A 24,114-nucleotide genomic window follows, 5' to 3' on the forward strand; every position below is an offset into this window, starting at 1 on the left:
GCGGCGCTATCAGCGCGCCGGTGCCTGGTTCATCAACGCGGCCACCGCTTTGCCTTCGCGGATGGCGTAGTTGGTGCCGCGGTCTTCCGGATAGATGTGCGCCATCGTGCTGATGATGGCGTTGCTAAACGGCGTGGCGCGGTCCGGCACGTATTCCGAATAGCCGCGCTCGGTGACCGGCTGGGCGAATTCGGCGCGCCAGATGCGGAAATCCTGGATCCAGCTGCGCTCCAGTTTCGGGAACATGCGCTGCAGGTGGCCGAGCGCGAACTCGAGGTAGTCGTCGTCGCCGTAGTACCACAGCGGGTCTTCCTTGGCCAGGTAGCGCGACAGGAACACAATGTGCTTGCCGTCGTAGTTTTCCGGGCTGTCGAAATTGGTGTGCTCGATGACGCCGACGAACGGGAAACCCGGGTCGTTGACGTTGAGCCAGTAGGTATCCGACAGGCTGCGATCCAGTTCCAGCACCAGGCAGACATTGCCGAGGTACTTGACGCGGCGCCAGCGCGCCAGCCAGTCGGCGCCAGCGGCGCCTTCGAACATGTCGGCGATCAGCGAGAACGCCGGCGTAAACAGGTACTGCTCGCCGCTCACTTCACCGCCTGGCGTGGCCACGCCGGAGAGCTTGTCGCCGCCGGCGGTATGCACGCCGGTCACCGGGCTCGAATAGCGCACCTCGCCGCCGAGGCGGGTGATCTCGCTGGCCATCGCCTGCGCCAGGCGCCCGAAGCCGCCCTTGAAGTAGGCCAGCTGCTCGCCGCCCTTGGCGTCGCGCGTGCTGCCGCGCAGTACCAGCTTTTTCCACATCCACACCGCGTTGACGGCGTCGGCGAACACCGAGAATTTATTCTCGATCAGCGGCTGCCAGACGATGCGAAACACGTTCTTGCCGCACAGCGGTTCGAGCCACTCGCGGATCGACAGGTGCTCGATGGTCTTCCAGTCGGTGACCCGGCGCACCTTCAGCACCAGCAGGCCAAGGCGGATGCGGTCGACGAACGACAGCGGCTTGAAGCGCAGCAGGTCCATCGGCGTCGACAGGTTCCACTGGCGGCCGTTGAAGTACATGCCGGTCTTCGACGGCATCGTCACGATGTCGCCTTCCATGCCCAGTTCCTTGACCAGCTTGGGCACGTACTCGTCGTTGTTGAACCAGTGGTGATAGAACTTCTCGATCGTCACGCCATCTTTGAACTCGAAGGTGCCGGCCAGGCCGCCGGGGGCGCTGTCGGCGTCGAGCACGACGACACGCTTGCCGGCGCGCGCCAGCTCCAGTCCTGCGGTGAGGCCGGTAAATCCAGCGCCCACGATTACTGCATCAAATTGCTTGCTCATTGTATTTTCGGTTTTCGATAAAAGTTAGGTCGCCTTGGCGCCGGCGCTGTTGAACGTGATGCGCCGGTTCAGCGAGAACTGCAGCACCACCACCATCGGTAGCGTCAACAGCTTGGCGATGCGGGGATCGACTTGCAGCCACTGCACCAGTGCGTACAGCAGCAGCGCGGACGCGGCAAAGCCGACCGCCGCCACCGCCAGAAACAGGAACAGCCGCTGCAGCACCCGGTCGCGCATGCCGAAGGTGAACACGCGGTTCAGCGTGAAGCTCATCAAGGTGCCGGCCAGGTAGCCGAGCGCGTTGGCGCCCTGGTACCACATGCCGTTGGTGAAAGCGAGGTAGTAGATGGCGTAGTCGGTCGATACGCCGATGCCGCCGCAGATGCAGTAAAGGAGAAATTGCATCAGCCGGCCCGCCGCGGCGATGTCGGGTTCAAGTTCATGGTAGTGGGTCCAAGTTGCAGTGTTTGGGGCGCCGGCATCAGGCGCGGCGTTGTCAACGCGGCATTATAAGCCGAACTGGCGCCGCTGCCGCTTGCGTCAGCCACGGTGCCGGTCACGCCGGCGCGCCATCCTTCGCCGGCGGCACCCAACGGCGCTCGTCGTTGCCGCCCGACAGCACCATCACCAGTTCGCGCGAATTGCGCTCCCACGTGCTCCACTCGATGTTGCGCGACGACGGCGCCTGGCCGGCGGCGTCGAGCGCGAGCCACTCGTTGACCGCGCGCGCCAGGTCGGCCGGCGCCAGGCCGCTGAAGTAGCAGGCGTGTTCGCGCGCCACTTCGCGGCATACCGGCAGGTCGCGCGCCAGGATCGGCAGGCCGCATTGCGCCGCTTCGATCAGCGGCAGGCCGAAGCCTTCGCCTTCGCTTGGGGCCAGCAGGCAATCGGCCACGGCATACAGGCGTTCCAGGTACTGGTCGCTGATGCCGCTTAACCAGAGCAGCCGCTCGCCCATTTCCGGGTGATGGCTCAAGCGAGCCATCAGGTGCGGGATGGTGCGGCGCTGGTTCTCCGGCAGGCCCTTCCAACCTTCCTTGCCGACGATGACCAGCTGCGCCGTGCTGCCTTCGCGCCACAGCTGCTCGAACGCCGACAGCGCCTGCAGGTGGCCCTTGCGCGGCTCGATCGTGCCGACCATCAGGAACACCGGCGCGCTGGCTAGCTGCGCGAGCGTCGCTTCGCTGTCGGCAGGCAGGCCCTCGGTCGGCACTGACGCTGCCAGGTCGGCGCCGTGGTGCAGCACGGCGATGCTGACCGGCTGCGGGTTGCCGGCCCGGTCAAGCCAGGCGGCTGTCTCTTCGGCCACCGCGTGCGAAATGCACACCAGGCGGTCGGCGTTGGCGGCGATCGACGCCAGCCAGCGGCCGTGGGTTCGGTCGGCGCGTTCGGGGAAAAACTCCGGGCGCAGCAGCGGCAGCAGGTCGTGCACCAGGAAGTTCACTTCGACGCCGGCGCCGCGCCATTTGGCGTACAGGCCCTGCGCCGCGGCGGCGGCCACACCGTCGGGAAAGTAGTCGGGGCTGTACAGCACGTCGCCGGCGCTGACCGCCACCAGGTTCTCTTCGAGCGTTCCTCCTGCGCCCGCGCGCAGCTTCTCGGCGTACTTGCGCGCGTAGCGATACTGCCAGCGATCGTCTTCAGCGTTCAGGAACACCGGTTCGACCTGCCAGCCTGGCGGCGGGTCGGCCAGCAGCGCAAACAGCTGGGCGCGCACGACGCGCTCGATGCCGGACTGCAGATCGGTGCGCACGATGGCCGAGACGTCCACCAGCAGCTGGCGCGCGGCGGTGCCGGCGGCCGGCGGCGGCGCCGCTTCCACCGCGGCGATGGCGGCGATCGTTTCAGGCGCGGCCGCCGCGTCGTGGTGCAGCGTGCGATACCACTGCTGCCGCAGGATGCAACCGCGCAGCTGGGCGGTCGCGGCCGACCAGGTCAGCCAGGGCATGCCGGCCGACAGCGGTGCCTTGCCGGCCGCGTGCAGCGCGAGCCAGGCGTCGATGGCGTCGGCCAGCGCGGCCGGTGCGACGCCGTCGAAATAATAGGCGTGCTCGCCGGCGACTTCGCGAAACACCGGCAGGTCGCGCGCGATGATGGCGATCCCGTGCTGCGCCGCTTCGATCAGCGGCAGGCCGAAGCCTTCGCCTTCGGAGGCGGCCAGCAGCGCCTGCGCGCTGCCGTACAGTTTCTGCAGCATCTCGTCGCTGGCCCCTTCCAGCCAGACCAGCCGTTTGCCGGCGTGCGCACTGTCGCGCAGCCTGGCCACGGTCGACTCGACCATCCAGCCCTGCTTGCCGACGACGACCAGGTTGACGCCGACGCCGCGCGCCCACAGCAGTTCGACCGCGGCGAGCGCCTGCGCATGGCCCTTGCGCGGCTCGATCGTGCCCACCATCAGCAGGGTTGGATGGGACGCCAGCTGGCCGAGGATGTCCTCGGCCGCCGGCGGCAGGCCGCTACTGGGCTCGCTGGCGTCGATGTCGGCGCCGAGGTGGAACCAGCCGATCTGCAGCGGCCGGCGCGGCGCCGACGGCTGCTGCGCTTCGAGGGTACCGAGGTAGTGCGCCACTTCGTCGGCCACCGCGCGCGAGATGCACACCAGGCCATCGGCCACGCGCGCCAGCATCGGCAGCCAAGCCTTGAAGTCGCCTTCCGCCGTCGGCGGGAACATTTCCGGGCGCAGGATCGGCAGAATGTCGTAGACGACGAAGTACACCTGCACGCCGCGGTTGCGGAACTGCTGCAGGCGCCCTTCGTTGAGGCGGGTGCCGTGGGTGGCGAGGTCGAGCCCGAGGAACAGGTCGCCCTGCATCGCGTCGACCGGGGCGTCGTCGAGCTGCCAGTTGTCGATGCCGAGCATGCCCGCCATGTAGCGGCGCGCGTAGCGGTACGGCGCGCCACCGCCGGCGCTGTAGACCGGTTCGACCCGGAAGCCGGCCGGCGTGTCTTCCAGCAGCGACTTGAGCACGCTGCGCACGACGCGCTGGATTCCGGTGCGCAGGTCGAACTGCACCATCGCCGAAATGTCGACCAGCAGCTGGCGCGGCCCGTCATGGCGGCTGTTGGCGCCGATCGCGCGCGCCACGTCGGTCAGGTCGGCGTCGGCCGGCGCGATGCGCGCGACCGCCGCGGCCAGCTCGGCTCCGGCGCCGCGGCCGGCGAAGTGTTCGATCGCCTCGACGTACTGGCGCCCGACCTGGGCCGGCGAGTGCTCGCGGTCGATGAAGGCGCCGGCGCGCGCCGACAGTGCTGCGCGCAGGGCGCCGTCGCCGCGCAGCCGCACCAGCGCGTCGGCCAGTTCGGCGATCGCGAAGTCGTCGGGCAGCTTGAGCAGCACGTCGTCGGGCAGCTCCGCGCTCGAACCGTGCGCGTTAGCGATGGCCGGCACGCCGTACAGCAGGCAGTCGAGTACTGCCGCCGACGTCTCGCCGCGCGACTGCATGCGCAGCTGCACGCCGGCATCGGCGGCGGCCAGCCAGTTGCGGTAGGCGTCGGCGCTGACGAAGCCGGTCACTTCGACCGGCCGCGCGCATTGCGCCTTTTCCAGCTGGCGCGCGAAATCGCGGCCGTAAGCGCCCGGGTCGGGCGCGCCGACGAACACCAGCCGGCAGTCCGGGTCCTGTGCCAGCGGCGAGGCCAGCCAGGCAGCCAGCAGCGCGTCGTTGCGCTTGGTCGGCCCGAGCAGGCCGAACGAGCAGACAACGAATTCGTCGGCGGCGATCGTCAGCGCCGCGCGCGCGGCTTCGCGGCCGGCGCCTGCGTGGCGCGCGCGCAGCAGCGGCAAGGTGCGCCACTTGCGCACGCTGGCGTGGCCGTACCACCGTTCGGCCAGTTCGGCCGGATAGCGCGCATGCACGATGACGCCGCTGGCCTGGTCGAGCAGCGCCTTGTTGCAGGGGTACTTCCAGACCGACGCGTTGATGCCGGTCTTGCGCTGGTCGGCCAGCGCGGCGAAGCCGTGCGAGTAGTACAGCGCCTGCTGGAACGCGCCCGGGACGTAGCCGGTATGTTCGAGGTGGTGGACGATATTGCCAAGGTAAAAATCGTGCAGCACGACGATGCCGGGGTGGCGTTCGAGCAGGCCGAACATGTGCTGGTGCATCGGCGAATTGCCGAAGTGGTAGAGCACCCGGTCGTAGTGATGGGCGTGCTCGTCGAACCACTCGACGCTGCGCAGCGGCAGGTTGGCCTCGATCCAGGCATCACCGACCGCCGGCTGGCTCACCACCAGGTCGATGTCGTAGTAGCGCGCCAGCTCCGGCACAAGTTCGGCGCTGTAGTCGGCAATGCCGCTGCGCTCTGGCGGCAGCGGCGAGACGTAGGCCAGGCGCGGGCGGTGGCGGCGCGCCGGCGCCGGTGCCGCTGCCGGGCGCAGCGCCACGGCGGCGTCGAAGGCGGCCCACAGCGCGCGCGTATGCTCGTCCATGGTGTCGCGCGCAGCGAGCGCCAGACCTTGCTGACGCAGCGACTGGCGCAGCGCTTCGTCGCCCAGTACCTGGCCGAGGGCGACGCCGACGGCGCCGGCGTCGGGCTTGTCGAACAGCGCGCGCGGCGCACCGATCAGCGGCGCCAGCGCGTCGTACTGCGCCGCGATCACCGGCACGCCGGCGGCCATCGCTTCGAGTGCGCCGTAGCTCTGGTCGCCGCTGGCGCACACCAGCACGGCGGCGCGCGCGTACAGCGCCTGCAGCGCGGCGTCGCTGCTGCCGTCGGCAAAGACGAGCTGGCCAGCGCCCTTGTCCAGGCCGGCGGCAATGGCCAGCATGCGCGAACGTTCATCAGCGCCGGTGGCGCCGATGAACACCAGCCGGCGGCCGCGCCGCAGCGCTTCGGGCTGCAGCAGGAAGGCGGTCAGCAGCATGGCGGCGCGCCCGGGGTGGGTGGCGCTGACGTGGATCAGCACGTCGAGGGCATCGGCGTCGGCGCCGGCGCGGCTGACAATCTGTGGGACCAGGCCAAGCGGCACCACACGCGCGTGGCCGGCGCCCAGCGCTGCCTCGACCACTGCGGCCGCTTCGCCGCTGCCGACGATCAGCTGCGTCGCGTTCGATAGCGCGGTGCGCTGGCGGTAGGCGGGCGCGCCGGCCGGCGGCGCCTCGCGCAGCAGCGGGGTCAGGTCGCTGCAGCCGGCCAGCGTCGCGAACCGGTCGCTCAGGCTGCCGACCGAGGCGACCATGCGCTCGTCGCCGAACATGTTGGGCACAAACACGAGGTCCGGCTCGAGCGCGGCGATGGCGCTTTCGCGCACCTGTTCGGCGGCGCGCAGCTGCCACGGCTGGGCGCCGGCGCCGTGTTCGGGCAAGTCGTAGACAACGATGCGCTGCTGCGGCACCACACCGTCGAAGGCGAGGCGCACCGATTCGATGCGCTCGCCCGACTGGCCATTTAGTACCAGCCACAGCTCGTGCGAGCCGGCGGTGCGCGCGAGCGAACGCACCTGCGCCAGGTGATAACGGATGGTGGCGGCGTCGCCGCCCTGGCAGGTTTGCAAGTCGATTACGAGACGCATAGGTTTTTCTGTTTAGGTCGTGCTGCGGCGGCGGGCCCGCTCAAGGTCGGCCAGCGCCTTGCGCGCCGCTGGCGGCAAATCGATCAGCTGCGGCGTGACCGGCGGTCCGCCATCGGCGTAAGGGTGGGGTGGCTGCAAAGCGGCGGCGACACGCTGCATGCGCTGTTCGACCGCCGGGATGCGCAGCAGGTGCGGCAGCACGTGCCGGCGCACCGGGCCCCAGCGTACCAGCCCACGCAGCGAGGAACGCGCGCGCTGCTTCGAGCGCGCGGTCGCGGCGCCGGCGCGGCGCAGCACGAAGCCGCCGCGGCCAAACGCGCGCAGCACGCGTCCGGCCAGGCGCAGCGGGGCGGTCACGCGCCAGGCCAGCGACCCGTGAATGCGCAGCAACTGCTGGTTCAGGTCGTCGGCCCAGACCGATACGGCGCGCAGCGCTTCGAGCTCGGCGAGCGCGTGGCGGGCATGCTGCAGTTCGGCGTCGGCGCTGCGCTGCGCTTCACGCGCCTGGTCGCGCTCGAATTGCGTGTGGTTGCGGTCGGCGACGACCAGGCGCAGTTCGGTTTCGCTTTGGTGGCGCCGCGCTTCGCTGTCGAGCAGCTTGGCCAGCGTGTCGATGGTGCGCGCCACCGCTTCGTCGGCGCGGGTGGCGGCGGCGATGCGCTCGGCCTGCTCGCGCTCGGCCCAGCCGCCGTTCGCCTGCGCCCGCGCGCGCGCGGCTTCGCCCTCACGCCACGCCTTGGACAGGTGAGACGAGATGAAGTCGTCGAATACGTTCGGCTGTACCTGCAGCTTGGCGGCCAGCTCGGCGTGTTCGCTGGCGACGTAGTAGCGGTTCAGGCCATCGAAATAGGCGAACTGGTAGCGCGCGCCGGTAACGAGCGCCTCCCACGTGTCGTGGTTGGTCTCGCGGCTGTTCGGCATGGTCGCCTCGATCACCAGGATCCACGGGCGCCAGCGCGCGAAGTCCATCCCGCGCAGTACCTGCTCTTCGTGGCCCTCGACGTCGATCTTGAGGAAGTGGATGTCGTACGAGGCGTGGCGCGCGCAGATCGCGCTCAAGGTCATCAGCGGCACCGTGTGCGCCTGCAGCGTGAAGCCATCCTGCTCGTGGGCGTGGGCGACGCTGGCGTCGGCCGAGGCCCAGCCGGGCACGTCAGGCACGTCGTACAGGGTGATCTCGCCTTCCTCGGCGCCGGCGGCGACAGTCAGGTTGACGTCGCGCGGGCGCTGCTGCTCGAACCCTTTCTGGTACTGCTTGAGCGGCTCGACGTTGATGCCGTACCAGCCGTGGTCGTAGAACGCCTTGGTCACCGAATGCAGCTCCGGGTCGTTGGCGCCGACGTCGATGTAAAAGCCGTTCTTGATGTGGCCGAGCGCGCGCCACAGCAGCACGTCTTCGCCATTCTGGGCGTACGAGATGAAGCTCATGGCGCGGCGCCGAACAGTGCGGCGAGCGTGTCGCCGGTCAGTGCGTCGTAGCGCGCTGCCAGCGACTCGGCCAGCGAATACTTGTCGTACACCAGCAGCGCGATGACCAGCTGGGCCAGCACGTCGCGCGGCGCCTCGGTGGCGCCGGCGTCGCGCAGGAACAGCGCGTCGCCCCAGCCGAGGCGGTCGCGAGAGGTGCTGCCCGAGGCGGTGTGGTAGGCGTAGCGGCAGCTCGATTGCAGGTCGACGAAATAAAAGCCGTGCAACCGCAGCAGCGCTTCGACTTCGGAAAACAGCGCTTGGTCCCGGTAGATCGGCGCGAACGACACTTCGCAGTGGATCACGTTGGTGCGCGCCAGCACGGCGCCGGCATGCTGCAGCGCCGGCAGTTCGAAGCCCTGGATGTCGAGCTTGAGGAAGTCGACGCGGGCGACGTCGGCGAGCACCTCGTCGAGGCGGCTGGTGGTCACTTCCACCGTCTTTTCGGTGCGCAGCTGCGACAAGTCGACCAGGTCGCGATTGAGCGCATGATTGAGCGGCAGCAGCGACGAGGTGGCGTCCGGCGCGTTGATATGGAACAGGTGGCGCTCGCCGTCGCCGATGAAGTTCGGGTACAGCTTGACGCTGCCGCCGTCCTGCAGCTGGCGTTCCTGCAGCTTTTGTTCCAGCGGCTCGAAGCCGATCACCTGGTACGGCAGGGCGTGCTGCACCAGCGGCGCGTAGACGTGCTGTTCGCCTGCCAGTTCCTGCGCGCCGATGTCGACGATGCTCAATGGTTGCTGGCGCAGCAGCGCCGCGGCGCGTGCCGCCACCGCCTGGCGCACGCGGGTGCGCGCGGCGCGCTCGGCGTCGGCGCGCAGGTATTCGTCGCTGCCGGTGATGGCGCGCAGCAGCTCGCCGCAATCGCCGCCGCCGGCCAGCACGCCGCTCCAGTGGGCCAGGCCAGGGCCGTCCGGTTCGCGGCCCAGAAAGCCGCGATAAAGACCGCGCACGATGTCCTGCTGGGCGCTGGTGGGAGCCGCTGTCTGCTGCTGTTGCATGATTCTCGCATTCCTCTCTTGATGGCCGGCGCCGGGGCGCCGTTACGGTTTGGTGAATGTCAGGGTGGGCGCCAGGTTCACCTGGCCCGACCAGACGATCGCGTCCTGGTTCGGCAAGGCGATGAAGGTGGTCACCTCATGCAGGTAGTTGAGCACTTCGCGGAAGCTGCCTTCGCCGTAGCCGCCATTGCCAAGGCCGACGGTGATGGTGTATTCGTCCGGCGCCAGCGCCATCGCAAAGCTGAACTGCACCGACAGCGCGCCGCCGGCATCGACGGCGCCGAGCTGCTCGCGCATGCAGTAGCTGTTCGTTTCGAACAGCACCACGCCGAAGCGGTTGCGGATCTTGAAGCCGACGTGCGGATCGTCGAGCCGGCGGCGGGTGCGGTAGTCGACCTGCAAACGCGCCGGATGGTCGGCGACGATGCTGTGCGCGGTGCTGCCGTCGGCGTGCACGAAGCGCACCGCGATGCAGTCGGCCGCGTCGGTGGTGATGCTGCCGGTCTTGCCCAGCAGCGCAGGCGCATGCTCGTAGTCGAGCCGCTCGGGGGCGCTGCCGCGGTTGACCCGGATCTGGCCGGGCGCGTGGTCCAAATGGCTCAGCAGCTCGGCCTGGTACAGGTCGATCGCGTCCTTCGGGGCGCCGTCGAACGCCAGCGCGCCCTGCTTGATGAAGATGCAGCGCGTGCAGATGTTGAGCACCGTGCCGGTGCTGTGCGAGACGAACAGCAAGGTGGTGCCGGCCTTGGTGAAGCTGTCGATGCGCGCGAAGCATTTTTGCTGGAAGAATACGTCGCCCACCGCCAGCGCCTCGTCGACGATCAGGATGTCGGGCCGCACACAGGTAGCCACGCTGAACGCCAGGCGCATCTGCATGCCGCTCGAGTACACCCGCACCTGCTGGTCGATGTAGTCGCCGATGCCGGCGAACGCCTCGATCTCCGGCATCAGCGCCTCGATCTCGGCCACCGCCAGGCCGATCAACTGGCCGGCCATGACGACGTTTTCGCGGCCGGTGAAATCGGGGTGAAAGCCCATGCCCAGTTCGAGCAGGGCGGCGATGCGCCCGCTGGTGTGGACCGCGCCGGTGCTGGCCTGGGTGGTGCCGGTGATCAGTTTGAGCAGCGTGCTCTTGCCGGCGCCGTTGACGCCGATGATGCCGACCGCCTCGCCGCGGTTGATCTGGAAATCGATGCCGGACAGCACCCACTTGAGGCGGTGGCGCTTGCCCAGGAAGGGCAGCACCCATTCGGCCAGGCGCGACCAGCGGTTCGGATACTGCTTGTAGGCCTTGCCCAGTTGTTGCACGTGAATGCTGCCCATTACAGTTCGTCCACCATTTCGCCGGAGCGCTTGCGGAAGGTCTGCATGCCCAGCATGCACAGCAGCACGGCGAGCACCGCCGGCAGCGCCAGGCTGGACCAGTCGGGCGACTTCGCGTGCACCAGGATGTCCTGATAGGCGCCGATCACCGACGCCATCGGGTTCCACGGCAGCAGCGCGCGCACTTCCTCCGGTAAAATGCTGGCCGGATAGACGATCGGCGTGAGCCAGAACCAGAACTGGATGAAGATGCCGAAGAACTGGCCGACGTCGCGGAAGAACACGTTCAGTACGCCAAGCAGCATGCCAAGGCCGATCGCCAGCGCGATCTGCAGCAGCAGCACCGGCAGCAAGGCGGCGAACACCCAGCCGGGGAAATTTCCGCTGGCCAGCAGGAACAGCGTGAACAGGGCGAACACGATGCCAAAATTGAGCGTGGCGTTGAGCACCACGATCAGCGGCAGGCAGATGCGCGGGAACTGCAGTTTCTTGATCAGGTTGGCGTGCTCGATGAAGACGGTCTGCGCGCGCGTGGTGATTTCGGTAAACAGCCCCCAGGTCAGCACGCCGGCGCACAGGTAGATGCTGTAGGCGAAGCTCGAATCGACGCCGGGCAGCTTGCTGCGCATGACCTGGGCGAAGATGACGGTGTAGACGACGATCATCGCCAGCGGATTGAGCACCGTCCATGCCGCGCCGAGCACGGCGTTGCCGTACTTGGCCTGGAATTCGCGTTTCACGCTGCCCACGACGAAACCGCGATAGGCCCACACGCCCTTGAGCATCGCGCTCGAAATCATCGGGCGTCCCGGCGGCGGCGCGCCAACAGGGCGGACAGGAAACGGCTTTGCATCATGGGTGAACGGGCCGCGGCGATAGGCGGGCGGCAGTACGGTTGGCTAAGCGGGCGATTATACCGCAGCGTGGTGCTTCTACAACGGCGCCCGGGCGCCGCACCGGCTAGGTCGAGCCTTGCACCAGCTTTTGCAGCGCCTCGGGATTGAGGATGATCAAGCGGTGAGTGTCTTTCTGCACGATGCCTTGCTGCACCAGCGTCAGCAGAGCGCGGGTGACCGTCTCGCGGCTGGTGTTGATCATGTTGGCGATATCCTGGTGGGTCGGCAGGTTCTCGACGACGTCCTGGCCGTCGGCCTTTTTCTGGCGCATCAGCACCAGGTAAGTGTAAATGCGCTTGGCGGTATTGTTAATGCTGAGCAAGGCGCGGAACTCGGAATCGGTCTGGATCTTGCGCGCCAGGTGGCGCAGCATCTGGTTGGCCACCGACGGCGAGTGCGAAAACAGGTGCATCGCGGTGGCGGTCGGCAGGAAGGCGACCAGCACGTCGCTGGTGGCCACGACCGAGGCCGAGCGGGTGGAGTTGTTGATCAAGGCGATTTCGCCGAAAAAGTCGCCCGGCTGCAGCATGCGCAGGCCGATCGCGCGGCCGTCTTCGGTGACGTCGATCACTTGCAACTGGCCCGATAGCAGGAACAGCAGGCCGTCGCCGCTGCCACCCTTGTGCAGCACCACCTGGCGCTTGGTGTACTGGCGAAAGCGCAGCTCTGACCTGACCGGCACCAGTTCCTCGTCCGACAGGCCGGCTAGCAGCGGGATCTTGCGAAGGTGCACCTGAACCTGGCGGCTCTGGCTGGCCTGCGCGTCTTCGCCCGGCGGCGCTTCGGCAGCGGCGTCGGGCGGTGGGAGCATCGGCTTCGGGCTGGCTGAGGTCATCGGCAATTCTAGTCAGGTCAGGCAAATACAAGGTAAAGGTGTGCACCCAGCGCCACACTGGCGACGCCGGCGGCGTTGGCGGCCATGTCGCGCCAGCAAAATTTTCGTTCCGGCACCAGGATCTGGAGGCATTCGATCAGCAGGCCGGCCGCCAGCAGGCCCAGCATGGCAAGCATCATCTGGCGCTGGCTCGACGCCAACCGAACCGCCAGCACGCTGAGAAAGGCAAAGCCGGCGAAATGCATCAGCTTGTCGTTCGGCAGGCGCCGCGGCAGCCAACTGTTGGGCACCAGGCAACCGGCCAGCATGGCCGCGCTAGCGCCGGCAAATAACAGTTGTTCCAATACCATACCGTACCACGCTCCCTGGTTCAAACGCCGATTGTAGCCGGTCACGGACTCTGCAGTTGCCAACTCAACTGTACCTGACGATTATTGTACTGAAAGATGGAAATATTCTCGCGATTGCGCACCGCCCGCACTTCCAGCTGCAACAGCTGGCGCTTGCTGATCGGGTAGCTCAGGTTGGCGCGCACGATGCTGGTGTCCTGCTGGCGGGTCTGCTCGATCAGGCCCGGCAGGTAGGCGCTGCTGCCGATCCATTGCTGGCGCGTCAACGCCAGTTCGCCCGTCATGCCATAGGCCAGGCTGCGGCGCCCGACCACATTGGCCATCAGGCCGCGGCGGTCGCCGCCCGGGCGGGCGGGCTGGCCCATGTCGCGCAGGTAGCCGGCGCTGGCGCTGAGGGTGCCGGCGGCGCCGCGCCAGGTCAGCTGCGGGCGCAGTTCGACCGTGTTGGCGTCAAAATTGGTCAGCGTCAGATACTCAGTGTGGTTGATGCCCGCCAGCACCGTCAGCTGCATGCCCGCCGGCAAGGATAGCGGCGGGCCGAAGCGCGCCTGCGCCTGGGCATGGCGCTGGTAGAACTGGCCGCCCAGGCTCACTGCGCCGAGCAGGGCGGTGGTGCGCAAGGTCCATCGGCCAAAGCGCCAAGGCGTCTCGACGCCGGCAAACAGCGCGCCGCTGTTATACCGGCTCAGGTGGTCGTTGTGGCGAAACTGCATCTGGGCAAAGCCGACCGTGCCATTGGCAGTGGCGTCGCGCATGTATTCGCCCGACAGCACGCTGTAGCGGTCCGCCTGCGGCAAGAATTCGGCCAACAGCTGGCGTTCGATCGGGATGCCGTCGCTGTTGACGACGAAATTCGGGTTGCTGGCGCCCTGGTTGACGTTGCGGTCGTAGCCGCGCCCGAGCGTGAGCGAGCTCGAGCTGGTCGGATTCCAGCGGCTGCAGCCGCTGTCGCGCGCTTCGGCGATCACCTCGAGGATGCCGGACGGCGGATTGAAGCGCGTCTCGATCGCGGCAAACAGCCTTTCGGCCTCGTCCGAGTGACCTAGCCCGCACTGGATCAGCGCCAGGTCGAGCCAGGCGCCGGCGTGCTTGGGCTCGATGTCGACCACCCGCATCAGCGCTTCCGACGCGTCGCCCTTGCGCCCTTCGGCGATCGACTGCATCGCCGCGCGGTACAGCTCGTCGAGCTGGGCCGGCGGCGCCGCCGCGCCGTCCTGCGCACGGCAGGCGGCGGCCAGCATGGCCAGCGCCGCGATCGCCCGCATGATGTGTACTGCCTGACCCGTCATGCAACGTGTTCCAGCGTCGCCTTGCCGCCTGCCTGATTCATTGTTGTCGTCTCGCCGCCGGCGTTGTGATTGAGTTCGAGAGTATATAGTGTTGTCGGCTTCTCTTTGCCCCGAAGCAATCGCTCACCGAGCAGTAAGAAGTCGTGGCGACGCGCGCGCGCAACAGTGCCGGCGCCGACGATGATGCTGTGGGTGAAGTCGCGCGCGGCCTGTTCCAGCCGCGCGGCGGTGTTGACGCTATCGCCGACGGCCGTGTAAATGCTGCGAAACGAGGTGCCGAAGTCGCCTGCCATCGCCACGCCGCTCTCGATGCCGATGCGCACCCGCAAGGCCGGCTTGCCGTCGCGCTGGCGCTCGGCGCTCAGCGCCGCCACGCGCGCCAGGATGGCGCCGGCGGCATCCAGCGCCAGGTCGGCATGGTGTTCGATCGGCAACGGCGCGCCCCAGAACGCCACCAGGCCGTCGCCGGTGTATTTGTCGAGCGTGCCGTGCATGGCGATCACCGGGCCGGTCAGGCAGTCGAGAAAGTCGCGCGTCAGGCGCGCCGCTTCTTCCACCGGCAATGACTCGACCTGGGTGGTATAGCCTTCCATGTCTGCAATCAAGGTGGTGACGTCGAGCTGGCGCGGCTTGAGCGGGTCGGTCACGTCGCTGCGCAGCAGCTGCTCGACGACTTCGGGGGCAACGTACTGGCGCAAGGTGTCGAGCAGATGGCGCGAGCGGCGCTGGGTCTGCTGCCACTGGTACGGCACCGCGGCGGCCAGAAGCAGCAGGTTGCTTGCCAGCGGGCCGGTGGTGGAAAAGTCGCCGTCGTGCCGGCTGATGAAATACGCCGCCACGACCCACAGCGCCGACAGCGTGCCCAGCAACGCCACACTGGTGAGGGCCGACAGGCGCGGCAGCGCGAACACGGCCAGCAGCGCCGCGCACAGGGCGAACAGACAGGCAATCAGCCGGCCCGGCCACGGCGCCGGCGTCAGCCCGGCCTGGCGGTCGAGCAGGGTCGACAGCATCGCCGCGTGTACCCCGAGGCCGGGCCGGCTGGCCGCCAGCGGCGTGGTGACGCGGTCGCCCAGCCCCAGCGATGACGAGCCGACGATCACCAGCCGCTTCTGGGCGCTGTGCGGCGCGATGCTCTCGGACAGGATGTCGCTGGCGGCGACCACGGTGTAGGCGGCCCAGTCGCGCCGGTAAGACACGCGCAGCAGGCCGGTGTCGGATAGCGGCAGGGCGCCGGCGCCGGCGCAGCAGTTGATCAGCGCCAGCGACAACGCCGGGTAGCGGCGACCCTCGAAACTGGTCACCAGCGGCACCCGCCGCAGCACGCCGTCGGCGTCAGGGATAAAGCCGATGTTGCCCACGTTGGGCGCCTTGGCAAAGTCGGGGTGGTTGCCGATGAAGCCGGTGGCGGCGACGCCGCCGCGCGGGTAGGCGGCGCTGGCGCCGGCCAGTACGCCGTCGCGCACCGGTTCCGGGCGTACCTGATGGAAATCGAAATCGAAGGCTTGTGCCAATACCAGCGGACCGTGTGTCGCGAGCAGGGCGAGCCGTTCATTGCCGCGCTGGTCGCCCGCCTGCGGCAACACGATGTCGAGGGCGACGCCGCGGGCGCTGTAGGTGGTGAGCAGCGTTTCGACCAGTTCGGCGATGCGCTCACGTGGCCAGGGCCACGGGCCGCGCGCGGCCATGCTGGTCTCGTCGATGTCGACAATCAGGATGCGCGGGTCGGGACTGTCGCTTGCCTGCAACTGGACGAAGCCGTCGCGCAGCCATTCGTCGGCGAACACCGAGTCGGCCGGCGGTACCATCCACTGCGTCCATATAGTCAGCAGAAAGGCGGCAAGCGCGATCGCCGAACTGATCACCGTGGTCGCGGCAGGCAGCCGCTGGCGCAAGGCCGGGATATCCATGTTGCTGCGCAATTGTTGTTAATAAACGTTGAGTATAGCCGTTTGCGCCCGGGGAAAGGACATTTGCGACCAGGTGTAACTTGGTCTGGCGGGCTGAACAATTATGATAGCATGTGATGCTCATCACAGAAACTTGCCGGTGAGAACGGATAATGGGAGAAAAGGGGAACATCATGTTGCGTCATCTCATCATCATCGCCAGTCTTGCTGCGTCGGCACAGCTCGTCGATGCGGCCGAAGCTGGAAAGGTCATCTATGTCGCCGGCAACGCTGCCGTCGCTGACCGCGCCGCTGCATTGGGTTCTGCGGTGCAAGAGGGCGACATGCTGACCACCGGCGCCGACGGCTATGTGTATGTGAAGACGGTCGACAACGGCCTGTTCATCCTGCGCCCGAATACCCGCGCGCGCATCGCCGCCTACCACGTCGACAAGGCCAATCCGGCGAATACCCGCATCAAGCTCGAGCTCATCAGTGGCGTGGCGCGCAGCCGCTCCGGCGAAGCGGTCAAGCTGGCGCGCCAGAATTTCCGCTTCAACACGCCGGTCGCCGCGATCGGTGTGCGCGGAACCGATTTTACCGTCTTTACCGACCAGGATACCTCGCGCGTGGCCGTCATTTCTGGTGGCATCACCGTCAGCGGCTTTGCCGGCGCCTGCTTGCCCGAGGGCAACGGACCGTGCGAAGGCGGCGCCGCCCGCGAGTTGTCGGCCAGCCAGAAAGGCCAATTGCTGCAGATCCAGCGCGGCAAGGTGCCGCAGCTGCTGCAAGGCGGCAGCCTGTCGCCGGACGTGACGGCACCGCCGCGCGCCGACGAGCCGATCGCCAAGACGGCCGGCAGTGTCGGCTCCTCGCCTAGTGAGCCGAGCCTGGACCCGAAGAAATCCGAGAACCTGCTGCTGGTGGGCGCCCAGGTGCCGCCGGTAACGCCGCCGCCTGCGCCGACTACCCCGCCGCCGCCGGCGCCAACGCCCGATCCGCTGCCGCCGTCGACCACGCCGCCAGTGGTGGAAATTGGCGTGCCGACGCCGCCGCCGGTGATCGAGCCTGGCCGCGAGATCAGCTGGGGCCGGTTCCAGCCGGTTCTTGGCCTGGCGCCCACCAGTGCGATCCGCAAGGACGGCGCCGAGCGGATCGCTTTTAACGAGTATTTCGTGCTGTTCCGCGACGCTGCCGGTACGCCGTATGTGGCGCCCGAGAAAGGCGAAGTGGGCTTCACGCTCAAGGTGAGCCAGGCATTCGTGCGCGACATGAACAGCCAGGTAGTCACGCTGGCAAAGCTGGAGAACGGCGAGCTGCGGGTCGATTTCGGCAGCCGGGGATTTACGACCAGCTTCGATTTGCTGACTTCCGACGCCGAGCGCTTCAAGATGCGTGCCGAAGGCGAGGTCTCCAGTGACGGCCGACTGTACGGCAACAGCCAGTTCCAAAAGCCGACCAACATGACCGTCAACGGCGTGCTCGGTCCGAACAATGATGCAACGTACCTGTTCAACGGCAATATCGACGTCAGCCGCATCGCTAGCGGCGTAACGTACTGGAAGTAGGGCCGCTGAGCCGGTTCACCGGCGCTGTTGCTGCACATTGTAAGACGGTCGTCCTCGCGCACGCGGGGACTGCGTTATCGGGCGCAGCCCGCGACCTCCACCGGTACCGCAACAAGCCCTTGCTTATTGGCGCTGTAGCCAGGCCGCCAGATCGTCGAGCAGCTTGGCGCTGCCGCTCAGGTTGACGTGGTTGTTATCGTAAAAGTACACCTGACGGTCATCCTTTGATGCGCAGCTCGTCTCGCTGCAAAACGCGGCGCGCGTGTCGTACACTAGCAAGCCGGGCACCTGCGCCTGGATCTGGCCGATCAGTTCGCGGTATTGCCGCTGGCGCGCATCGACCACCACGCGGCTTAGCACGCAGCTCGGCAGCGACTGATTGCGAAACGCCACCGGACGGTTGGCAATGCATACCTCCGGGTTGATGCCAAATTCAGGCACATCGATGACAAACACGACCTTTTTGCCAAGCGCCAGCAATTGCTTGGCGACCTCGACGTAACCGGCAACGAACGCCTGGTGGCTCGGCATGGAGGCGCCCGGCCTGACCGGCTCGATCCTCCATCCGCTCCAGCGCGGATCGGTCTCCTCCATGCCGAACCCGCGCCCCGAAAAGTACAGCGGCCCGCGGCTGACGAGCAGTACCGTTTCGATTGATGGCACCGTCGCCGCCATCGCCAGCGCCTCCGCGGTCAGGTCATAGCACTTCTTGGCGGCGCGGTTTTCCTGCGGGCCGTAGTTCTGGTAGCTGATGAACGGCAGGCAGCCGTGGCCGGCCAACAACACCGTGTCGAGCGCCGAGCGGCCGGTCAGCGCGGCCGAATTGAACGCCATCGCGTGGCTGTCGCCCATCACCAGCATGCGCGGTTGCGCGGACTTGGCCAGGCACACCGCCCCCGGTACCGGCGGCCGGGCCAGTAGCCGTTGGCACGAATCGTTGGTCATGCGCGTCTGCGGCGGGCTGAGGATGTCGGCGAACAGCGCCACCTTGGCGTTGGCCTCGCGCGACGGCAGGCCGTCGCCAAGGTGGGCCTCGTAGCCGGCGGCGCCCACGCCCAGCATCAGCAGGCACAGCACTGCGACCTTGGCATTGCGCGCCCGCCCGAAGCGCAGTTGTTTTTCCACCACACTAAAGGTCAACCACGCCAGCATCACGCTAAGCGCCAGTGCCGCCAGGCGGATCGGCCAGGGCGGTGCGCCGTTGTATTCGGCCAGCCGGGCAAACACCAGCAGCGGCCAGTGCCACAGGTACAGCGGATAGCTGATCAGGCCAACCCACACCAGCGGCGCCGCCGCCAGCACCGTGCGGTTGAACCATGCGCCAGTACCGGCAGCGAGCAGCATGCAGGTACCGAGCACCGGCAGCAGCGCCCACCAGCCAGGCAGTGCGCGCGCCGGCGTGATCAGCGCGACCGCCGCGGCGATCAGGATCAGCCCGCCCACCGCCATCAGGTTGTTGGCACGCCCAGGCGTTCGACCGCCCCACGCCGACCGTCCAGACTGCGTGCCGCCATAGGCGACCACGCTGCCGGCCAGCAGTTCCCAAAAGCGCGTGCCGGGCGAATAGAAAGCGGCCACCGGGTTGCCGTCGACCAGCGCGACATTCAGCGCGAACGAGGCGCCCGCCAGCACCAGGCACAGTGCCAGCAGCGGCGCCTTGAGCCGATGCGCCGCCCATAGCGCCAGCGGCCACAGCACATAGAACTGTTCCTCGATCCCCAGCGACCACAGGTGCAGCAGCGGTTTGGTGTCGGCGGCGCTGTCGAAATAGCCGCTCTCTTGCCACAGCGTCAGGTTGGCGATGAATCCGGCGCCGGACGCCAGGTGCCGGCCGAGCATCTTGTATTCGCTGGCCAGCATGGCGAACCAGCCGAACGCCAGGCACGCCGCCATGACCACCAGCAGCGCCGGAAAGATCCGGCAGATGCGCCGCGCGTAGAAATCGGCAAAGTTGAAGTTGCCGCGGTCGAGCTTGTCGTAAATGATGCCGGAAATGAGATATCCCGAAATCACAAAGAATATGTCGACGCCGATGAAGCCGCCCTGGACGACGGTCGGGAAGGCGTGGAACAGCATCACCAGCAGCACGGCCACGGCACGCAGGCCGTCGATGTCAGCCCGATATACGATATGCGGCTCAGCCTGGTTCGCGCGGTCAGGGGCAGGGCACTGAACGCGGGCGAATTCGCTGTCGGGGTAACTCATCTATATATATGTCTACGCGCTTTTTGATGAGGCCAGACTATACCGCATCGCCCCGGGACCAAATTGTCCGTTAACACTTATTAAGTGTACAAAGGACCGGCGTTAACATTGCTTCATCGAAAAACGTTGCTTTCAGCAAAATGTTCTCCCATAATTGCTCGCGCTCCATTTTCTGTCGCAACAACGGCGAAAATTAGTGCGAATTTCTATTTTTTTGTGATGTTCGTCACATTGACGCAAGTCAGTGTTCTGCCATCATTCTGTACGTGCTCTTGCTGTGCTGCAATTACGGAAGTGGCAGGGCCAGAACAACTTTAGATGTACAACCCCTAGGAGTCATTAAATGTCCCAATACACCGCTTCGATTCAAGCCCTCTACGTTGCTTACTTCAACCGTCCTGCGGATCCAGCTGGTCTGGCATTCTGGGAAGGTGTCGTTGCACGCGCTAACGGCAATACCGCCGCAGTGAGCGCCGAATTCGCTAAGTCGCCAGAATACAAAGCTGCATACGCCGGCCTGAGCGCCGATGGCGTTATCAACCAGGTTTACCTGAACATCTTCGGCCGCACGGTCGATTCCGAAGGCCTGAACTTCTGGAGCCCTAAGCTGCAATCGGGCGCCGTTACGATCGACCAGATCGTTACCGTAGTCGCCAAAGGCGCACAAGGTTCGGACCTGACCACGTACAACAACCGTACGACCGCCAGCATCGCTTACACCGACGCCCTGAACGCCGACGTTTCCCTGCGCCTGGCTTACTCGAACGCTGCCGCCATCACTTCGGCTAAGGCGTTCCTGAACGGCATCACCACCGACGCTTCGCTGACCGCCGCTATCGCGCCTGCAGCCCTGTCGGCCAACCTGCAGCAGATGGCCATCGATTCGGCTCCTGTCGCTTCGACCCAACTCCTGACCGCCGGCGTCGACACCATCACCGGCACCAGCGGCAACGACGTGTTCAACGCCGCTCCTGACGCTCTGGGCGCTGCAACGTTCACCCCACTCGACACGATCAACGGCGGCGCCGGCAACGACACGCTGAACATCATTTCGATCGCTCCATTCACCCTGTCGAATAACTCCGGCATCACGCTCAACAGCGTTGAAAACATCGTTATCCGCGGCGCTGGCGCAGTCACCGCCAATACCACCGGTTTCTCGAGCGTCTCGTCGCTCAAGTCCACCCAGTCGGCTGCTGTCAACCTGACCGCTGGCGAGTCGACCTCCATCCAGGTGCTGAACGCTACCGGCAACGTCGTTGTCAATGGTGGTTCGAGCCAGAACGTTACCGCAACCGCGGCTAATACCACCATCGACATGAACGATGCCGGCGGCGCCATCAGCGCAACCCACAAAGCTCAAGGCACCGGCACCATCGATATCGACGGCGGCACCTCGATCAACCTGGTCGCTGAAGGCCGGGCTACGGGCGCAATCACCATCGGCGCTGCCAAAGTGGCAACCGGCGCGATCAACGTATCGGCAACCGGCGTTGCTTCCGCAGCCGCTACCAACACGACCCTGGGCACCATCGCTATCACCGGCGGCACCACCGTCGTTGTCAACGAGTTCGCCACTTCGGATGCTACCGCTGCAATCAAAGACACGACCGGCTCGACCGTCACCCTGGGCGCAATCACTGTCAACGGCGCGGCCGCGACCACGTCGGTCACCGTCAACCAGGCAACTGAAGTCGCAGTTGACCCAGCCCTGGCTACCGTTGCAGGCGTCAAGGAAGTTCAGACCGTAACCTTCAGCGCAATGACCGCTGGCCAGGCCGTCGTCATCAACGGCCTGACCTTCACTGCTGTCAAAGATCTGACCGCCATCCAGGCAGCTTCGGCATTCGCCAATCTGGGCACGTCGGCTGTTCAGGGTTCCGCACCGGCTGCTAACGGTATCTACTCCAACGCCGCCAGCTCGAACTTCACCACCGGCGCAGCAGTTGCCGGCGGCACCACCCTGGCGCCAACCGCCACCGTGACCTTCACCGCATCGACTTCGAAAGGCAACGTTGCTACCCTGATCAGCTCGGGCACCGCAGCTGTCGTCGTCACGCCAGTGACCGACGGCGACGCCGGCGTGGCTGGCTACGAAGGCACCCTCGGCGTCGTCGCTGGCGCGGTTGCCATCAACGGCAACATCACCGGCACCGATGTTCTGTCGACCGTCAGCCTGAACTCGTTCGCTAACTCGACCATCGCTTCGGACGCGCTGACCTCGCTGAGCCTGGCGAACAGCACCCACAATGTAGCTGTAACCAACACCGTTGCTACTTCGCTCAACCTGTCGCTGAACAACATCGGTAACCCTGTCTCCGGCGTGGCGTCTACGGTAGGCCTGGGTTCGACCTACACGAACCTGAACATCACCACCGCTGCTGCCACCTCGCGCGCCGCGATCACCGCTTCGGCTGTTGAAACCCTGGCTGTCTCGGGCACCAACACCGCAATCCTGTCCGGTTCGAGCTTTGCTGCACTGAAGACGGTTACCGTTTCCGGCGCTGCTGGCCTGACCATGGACGCTTCGGGTTCGAACGTGACTTCGGTTGACAGCTCGGCTACGACCGGCACGACCAGCGTCACCATCAATACCGCAAACGCAACCTTCACCGGCGGCGCTGGTACCGACTCCGTTACGCTGCTGAACACCACGACGACCAAGGCCGTCACCCTGGGCGCCGGCAACGACACCCTGCGTCTGGCAACTGGCACCACCGCGCTGACCGCTAACATGGACGGCGGCATTGGTACCGACACCCTGCGCATGGACGCAGCTGATGCTGCTACTGCATCGGCAACGACGACCTTCGCTACGAAGATCGACGGCTTCGAAAAACTGCAGCTGAACGCAGTCGTTTCGGCTGGTGCCAACACGGTTGACCTGGCTAACCTGGACAACATCAACTACGTCATCAGCACCGGTACCGCTGTGACCGTCGCTGCTGCTTCGGAAGTTCAGACCCTGACCGTCTCGGGCACCGCTTCGGGCGCCGTCTCGTTCCTGGGCGCTGCTGTTGCCGGCTCGGTCGCAACGGATGATGCTTCGACCACCGCAGGCCGTATCGTTGCTGACAAGGCTGCGATCATGGCTGCTTGGAACGCCGCTAACCCAACCCGCGAAATCGGCAACATCTCGAATGTTGGCGCCGTGGTCACGGTTACCTACCTCAACACCGAAGGCAACGTTGCTAACCTCGCTGCTGCATCGAGCGCTGGTATCTCGTTCACCGCTTCGACCGAAACCACCCCAGGTGTGATCGCTTCGACCGCCGGTTCGCTGACTCTGACCCACGTCGCTAACGCAGCTACGCTGGAAATGATCGGTGCTGGCGCCAACACGATCGTCACGATGAACGACGCAACCGGCACCGCCGATTCGCTGAACATCGTCACCAAAGTGTCGAGCGCTGCGATCAACTTCGGTGATGTCGCTGCTGCTGGCGTCGAGACGATCAACCTGACCGTTACCGACACCGTACCAACGTCGAATGGCCTGGCAAGCATCCAGACCGCTACCCTGAACCTGACCGATGCTGCGCTGAAATCGGTTGTCATCACCGGCAACTCGAACCTGACCCTGTCGCAGACCGCTGCTGCTCTGACCTCGGTTGATGGTTCTGCAATGACCGGCATCCTGGTCGCTGGCACCAACGGCACCGTATCGCAGACGATCAAAGGCGGCGCTGCTGCTGACGTTCTGACCGCAAACGGCAACGCTGATGTCCTGATCGGTGGCGCTGGTGCTGACACACTGATCGTTGGCGCTAACGGCAACCTGGCCATCCTGACCGGTGGCGCCGGTAACGACGTGTTCAACGTTGCAGCAGCTACGACGAACGTCAACAGCTACGCAACGATCACCGACTTCACCGCTGGCGACAAGATCCTGTTCAATAACGGCACTTCGTTCATCGCATCGAAGGTTTCGCTGGGCGATACCGCTGTGTTCCAGGACTACGCTAACGCTGCGATCGCTTCGACGAATGCTGGTCAGATCTCCTGGTTCCAGATCGGTGGCAATACTTACGTGATCGAAAACGTTGTTGACGGCGCAACCTTCACCAACGACAGCGACGTTATCGTCAAACTCGTCGGTCTGGTTGACCTGGGCACGGGTTCGTTCAACGCCACGGCTCACACCCTGCTGGGCGTTTGATAATCCAAGGGGTGCTCCGCACCTCGTATCCTCGGACTTTCGAGGTGTTAAACGTCAAGCCGTCGGATAACAACGTATCGTAATTCGCCGGATGAAAGGCCCCGCGTCAAACCGGGGTCTTTTTTTCGTCTGGCTCTTGCGGATGAATTGGTCGTGTCGTCGCTCGTTTGTAAGCGTCCGGCCCACCCACCTATGAATGCGGTTTAGGACTGGGTAGACTGTGCAAACGGTAGCAAGGAGTCGATCTTGCTGTTCGGGCAGGTGGGCAGCTTTTCGAGTGTATCGCTG

General features: G+C 66.0%; 14 protein-coding genes. 2 read left to right on the top strand and 12 right to left on the bottom strand.

Annotation, left to right across the window (positions count from 1 at the left end):
* Positions 1-9 precede the first annotated feature (9 nt).
* The 11 genes from ACP7DD_RS22570 to ACP7DD_RS22620 form a co-directional block, all read right to left on the bottom strand.
* Positions 10-1,335, bottom strand: coding sequence for an NAD(P)/FAD-dependent oxidoreductase (locus ACP7DD_RS22570; RefSeq protein ID WP_426177094.1), 1,326 nt, complete (start codon positions 1,333-1,335; stop codon positions 10-12).
* 24 nt (positions 1,336-1,359) lie between these two features.
* Positions 1,360-1,740, bottom strand: coding sequence for a GtrA family protein (locus ACP7DD_RS22575; RefSeq protein WP_426177095.1), 381 nt, complete (start codon positions 1,738-1,740; stop codon positions 1,360-1,362).
* A 151-nt stretch (positions 1,741-1,891) separates the two neighbouring features.
* Complete coding sequence (locus ACP7DD_RS22580) at positions 1,892-6,844, bottom strand: glycosyltransferase (RefSeq protein ID WP_426177097.1); 4,953 nt, start codon at positions 6,842-6,844, stop codon at positions 1,892-1,894.
* A gap of 12 nt (positions 6,845-6,856) precedes the next feature.
* Positions 6,857-8,272: an FkbM family methyltransferase gene (locus ACP7DD_RS22585; RefSeq protein ID WP_426177099.1), complete on the bottom strand. Its 1,416-nt coding sequence runs from the start codon at positions 8,270-8,272 to the stop codon at positions 6,857-6,859.
* Entirely contained in the window at positions 8,269-9,312 is a 1,044-nt protein-coding gene (locus ACP7DD_RS22590; RefSeq protein ID WP_426177101.1) for an FkbM family methyltransferase, read from the bottom strand. Before ACP7DD_RS22590 ends, ACP7DD_RS22585 begins: the two co-directional genes overlap by 4 nt.
* Before the next feature lie 42 nt (positions 9,313-9,354).
* Entirely contained in the window at positions 9,355-10,635 is a 1,281-nt protein-coding gene (locus ACP7DD_RS22595) for an ABC transporter ATP-binding protein (protein WP_426177103.1), read from the bottom strand.
* On the bottom strand, positions 10,635-11,435 hold the full coding sequence (locus ACP7DD_RS22600) for an ABC transporter permease (RefSeq protein ID WP_426177105.1): 801 nt from the start codon (positions 11,433-11,435) through the stop codon (positions 10,635-10,637). Before ACP7DD_RS22600 ends, ACP7DD_RS22595 begins: the two co-directional genes overlap by 1 nt.
* Before the next feature lie 160 nt (positions 11,436-11,595).
* The gene (locus tag ACP7DD_RS22605) at positions 11,596-12,366 is read right to left on the bottom strand and encodes a Crp/Fnr family transcriptional regulator (RefSeq protein ID WP_426177107.1); all 771 of its coding nucleotides are present in this window, start codon (positions 12,364-12,366) and stop codon (positions 11,596-11,598) included.
* A gap of 17 nt (positions 12,367-12,383) precedes the next feature.
* The gene (locus tag ACP7DD_RS22610) at positions 12,384-12,716 is read right to left on the bottom strand and encodes a VanZ family protein (protein WP_426177108.1); all 333 of its coding nucleotides are present in this window, start codon (positions 12,714-12,716) and stop codon (positions 12,384-12,386) included.
* A 41-nt stretch (positions 12,717-12,757) separates the two neighbouring features.
* Positions 12,758-14,005 carry a tetratricopeptide repeat protein gene (locus ACP7DD_RS22615; RefSeq protein WP_426177110.1) on the bottom strand — a complete coding sequence of 416 codons (1,248 nt, stop codon included), beginning with the start codon at positions 14,003-14,005 and terminating at the stop codon, positions 12,758-12,760.
* A complete protein-coding gene (locus ACP7DD_RS22620; protein ID WP_426177112.1) occupies positions 14,002-15,915 on the bottom strand; it encodes a CHASE2 domain-containing protein in 1,914 nt (637 codons plus the stop codon). The genes ACP7DD_RS22615 and ACP7DD_RS22620 overlap by 4 nt, the downstream gene beginning before the upstream one ends.
* A 173-nt stretch (positions 15,916-16,088) precedes the next feature.
* Here ACP7DD_RS22620 and ACP7DD_RS22625 point away from each other — a divergent pair, with 173 nt between their 5' ends.
* Positions 16,089-17,462 (top strand): FecR family protein, encoded by a 1,374-nt coding sequence (locus ACP7DD_RS22625; RefSeq protein WP_426177114.1) that lies wholly within the window; start codon positions 16,089-16,091, stop codon positions 17,460-17,462.
* 123 nt (positions 17,463-17,585) lie between these two features.
* On the opposite strand, the gene ACP7DD_RS22630 is transcribed toward ACP7DD_RS22625, so the two are convergent.
* Positions 17,586-19,667, bottom strand: coding sequence for an acyltransferase family protein (locus ACP7DD_RS22630; RefSeq protein WP_426177116.1), 2,082 nt, complete (start codon positions 19,665-19,667; stop codon positions 17,586-17,588).
* Between the two features lie 343 nt (positions 19,668-20,010).
* Between ACP7DD_RS22630 and ACP7DD_RS22635 the strand changes: the two genes are divergently transcribed.
* On the top strand, positions 20,011-23,826 hold the full coding sequence (locus tag ACP7DD_RS22635) for a DUF4214 domain-containing protein (RefSeq protein ID WP_426177118.1): 3,816 nt from the start codon (positions 20,011-20,013) through the stop codon (positions 23,824-23,826).
* Positions 23,827-24,114 lie beyond the last annotated feature (288 nt).

The organism is Massilia sp. TWR1-2-2 (assembly GCF_049897565.1).
Lineage (GTDB): Bacteria > Pseudomonadota > Gammaproteobacteria > Burkholderiales > Burkholderiaceae_D > JAFCUW01.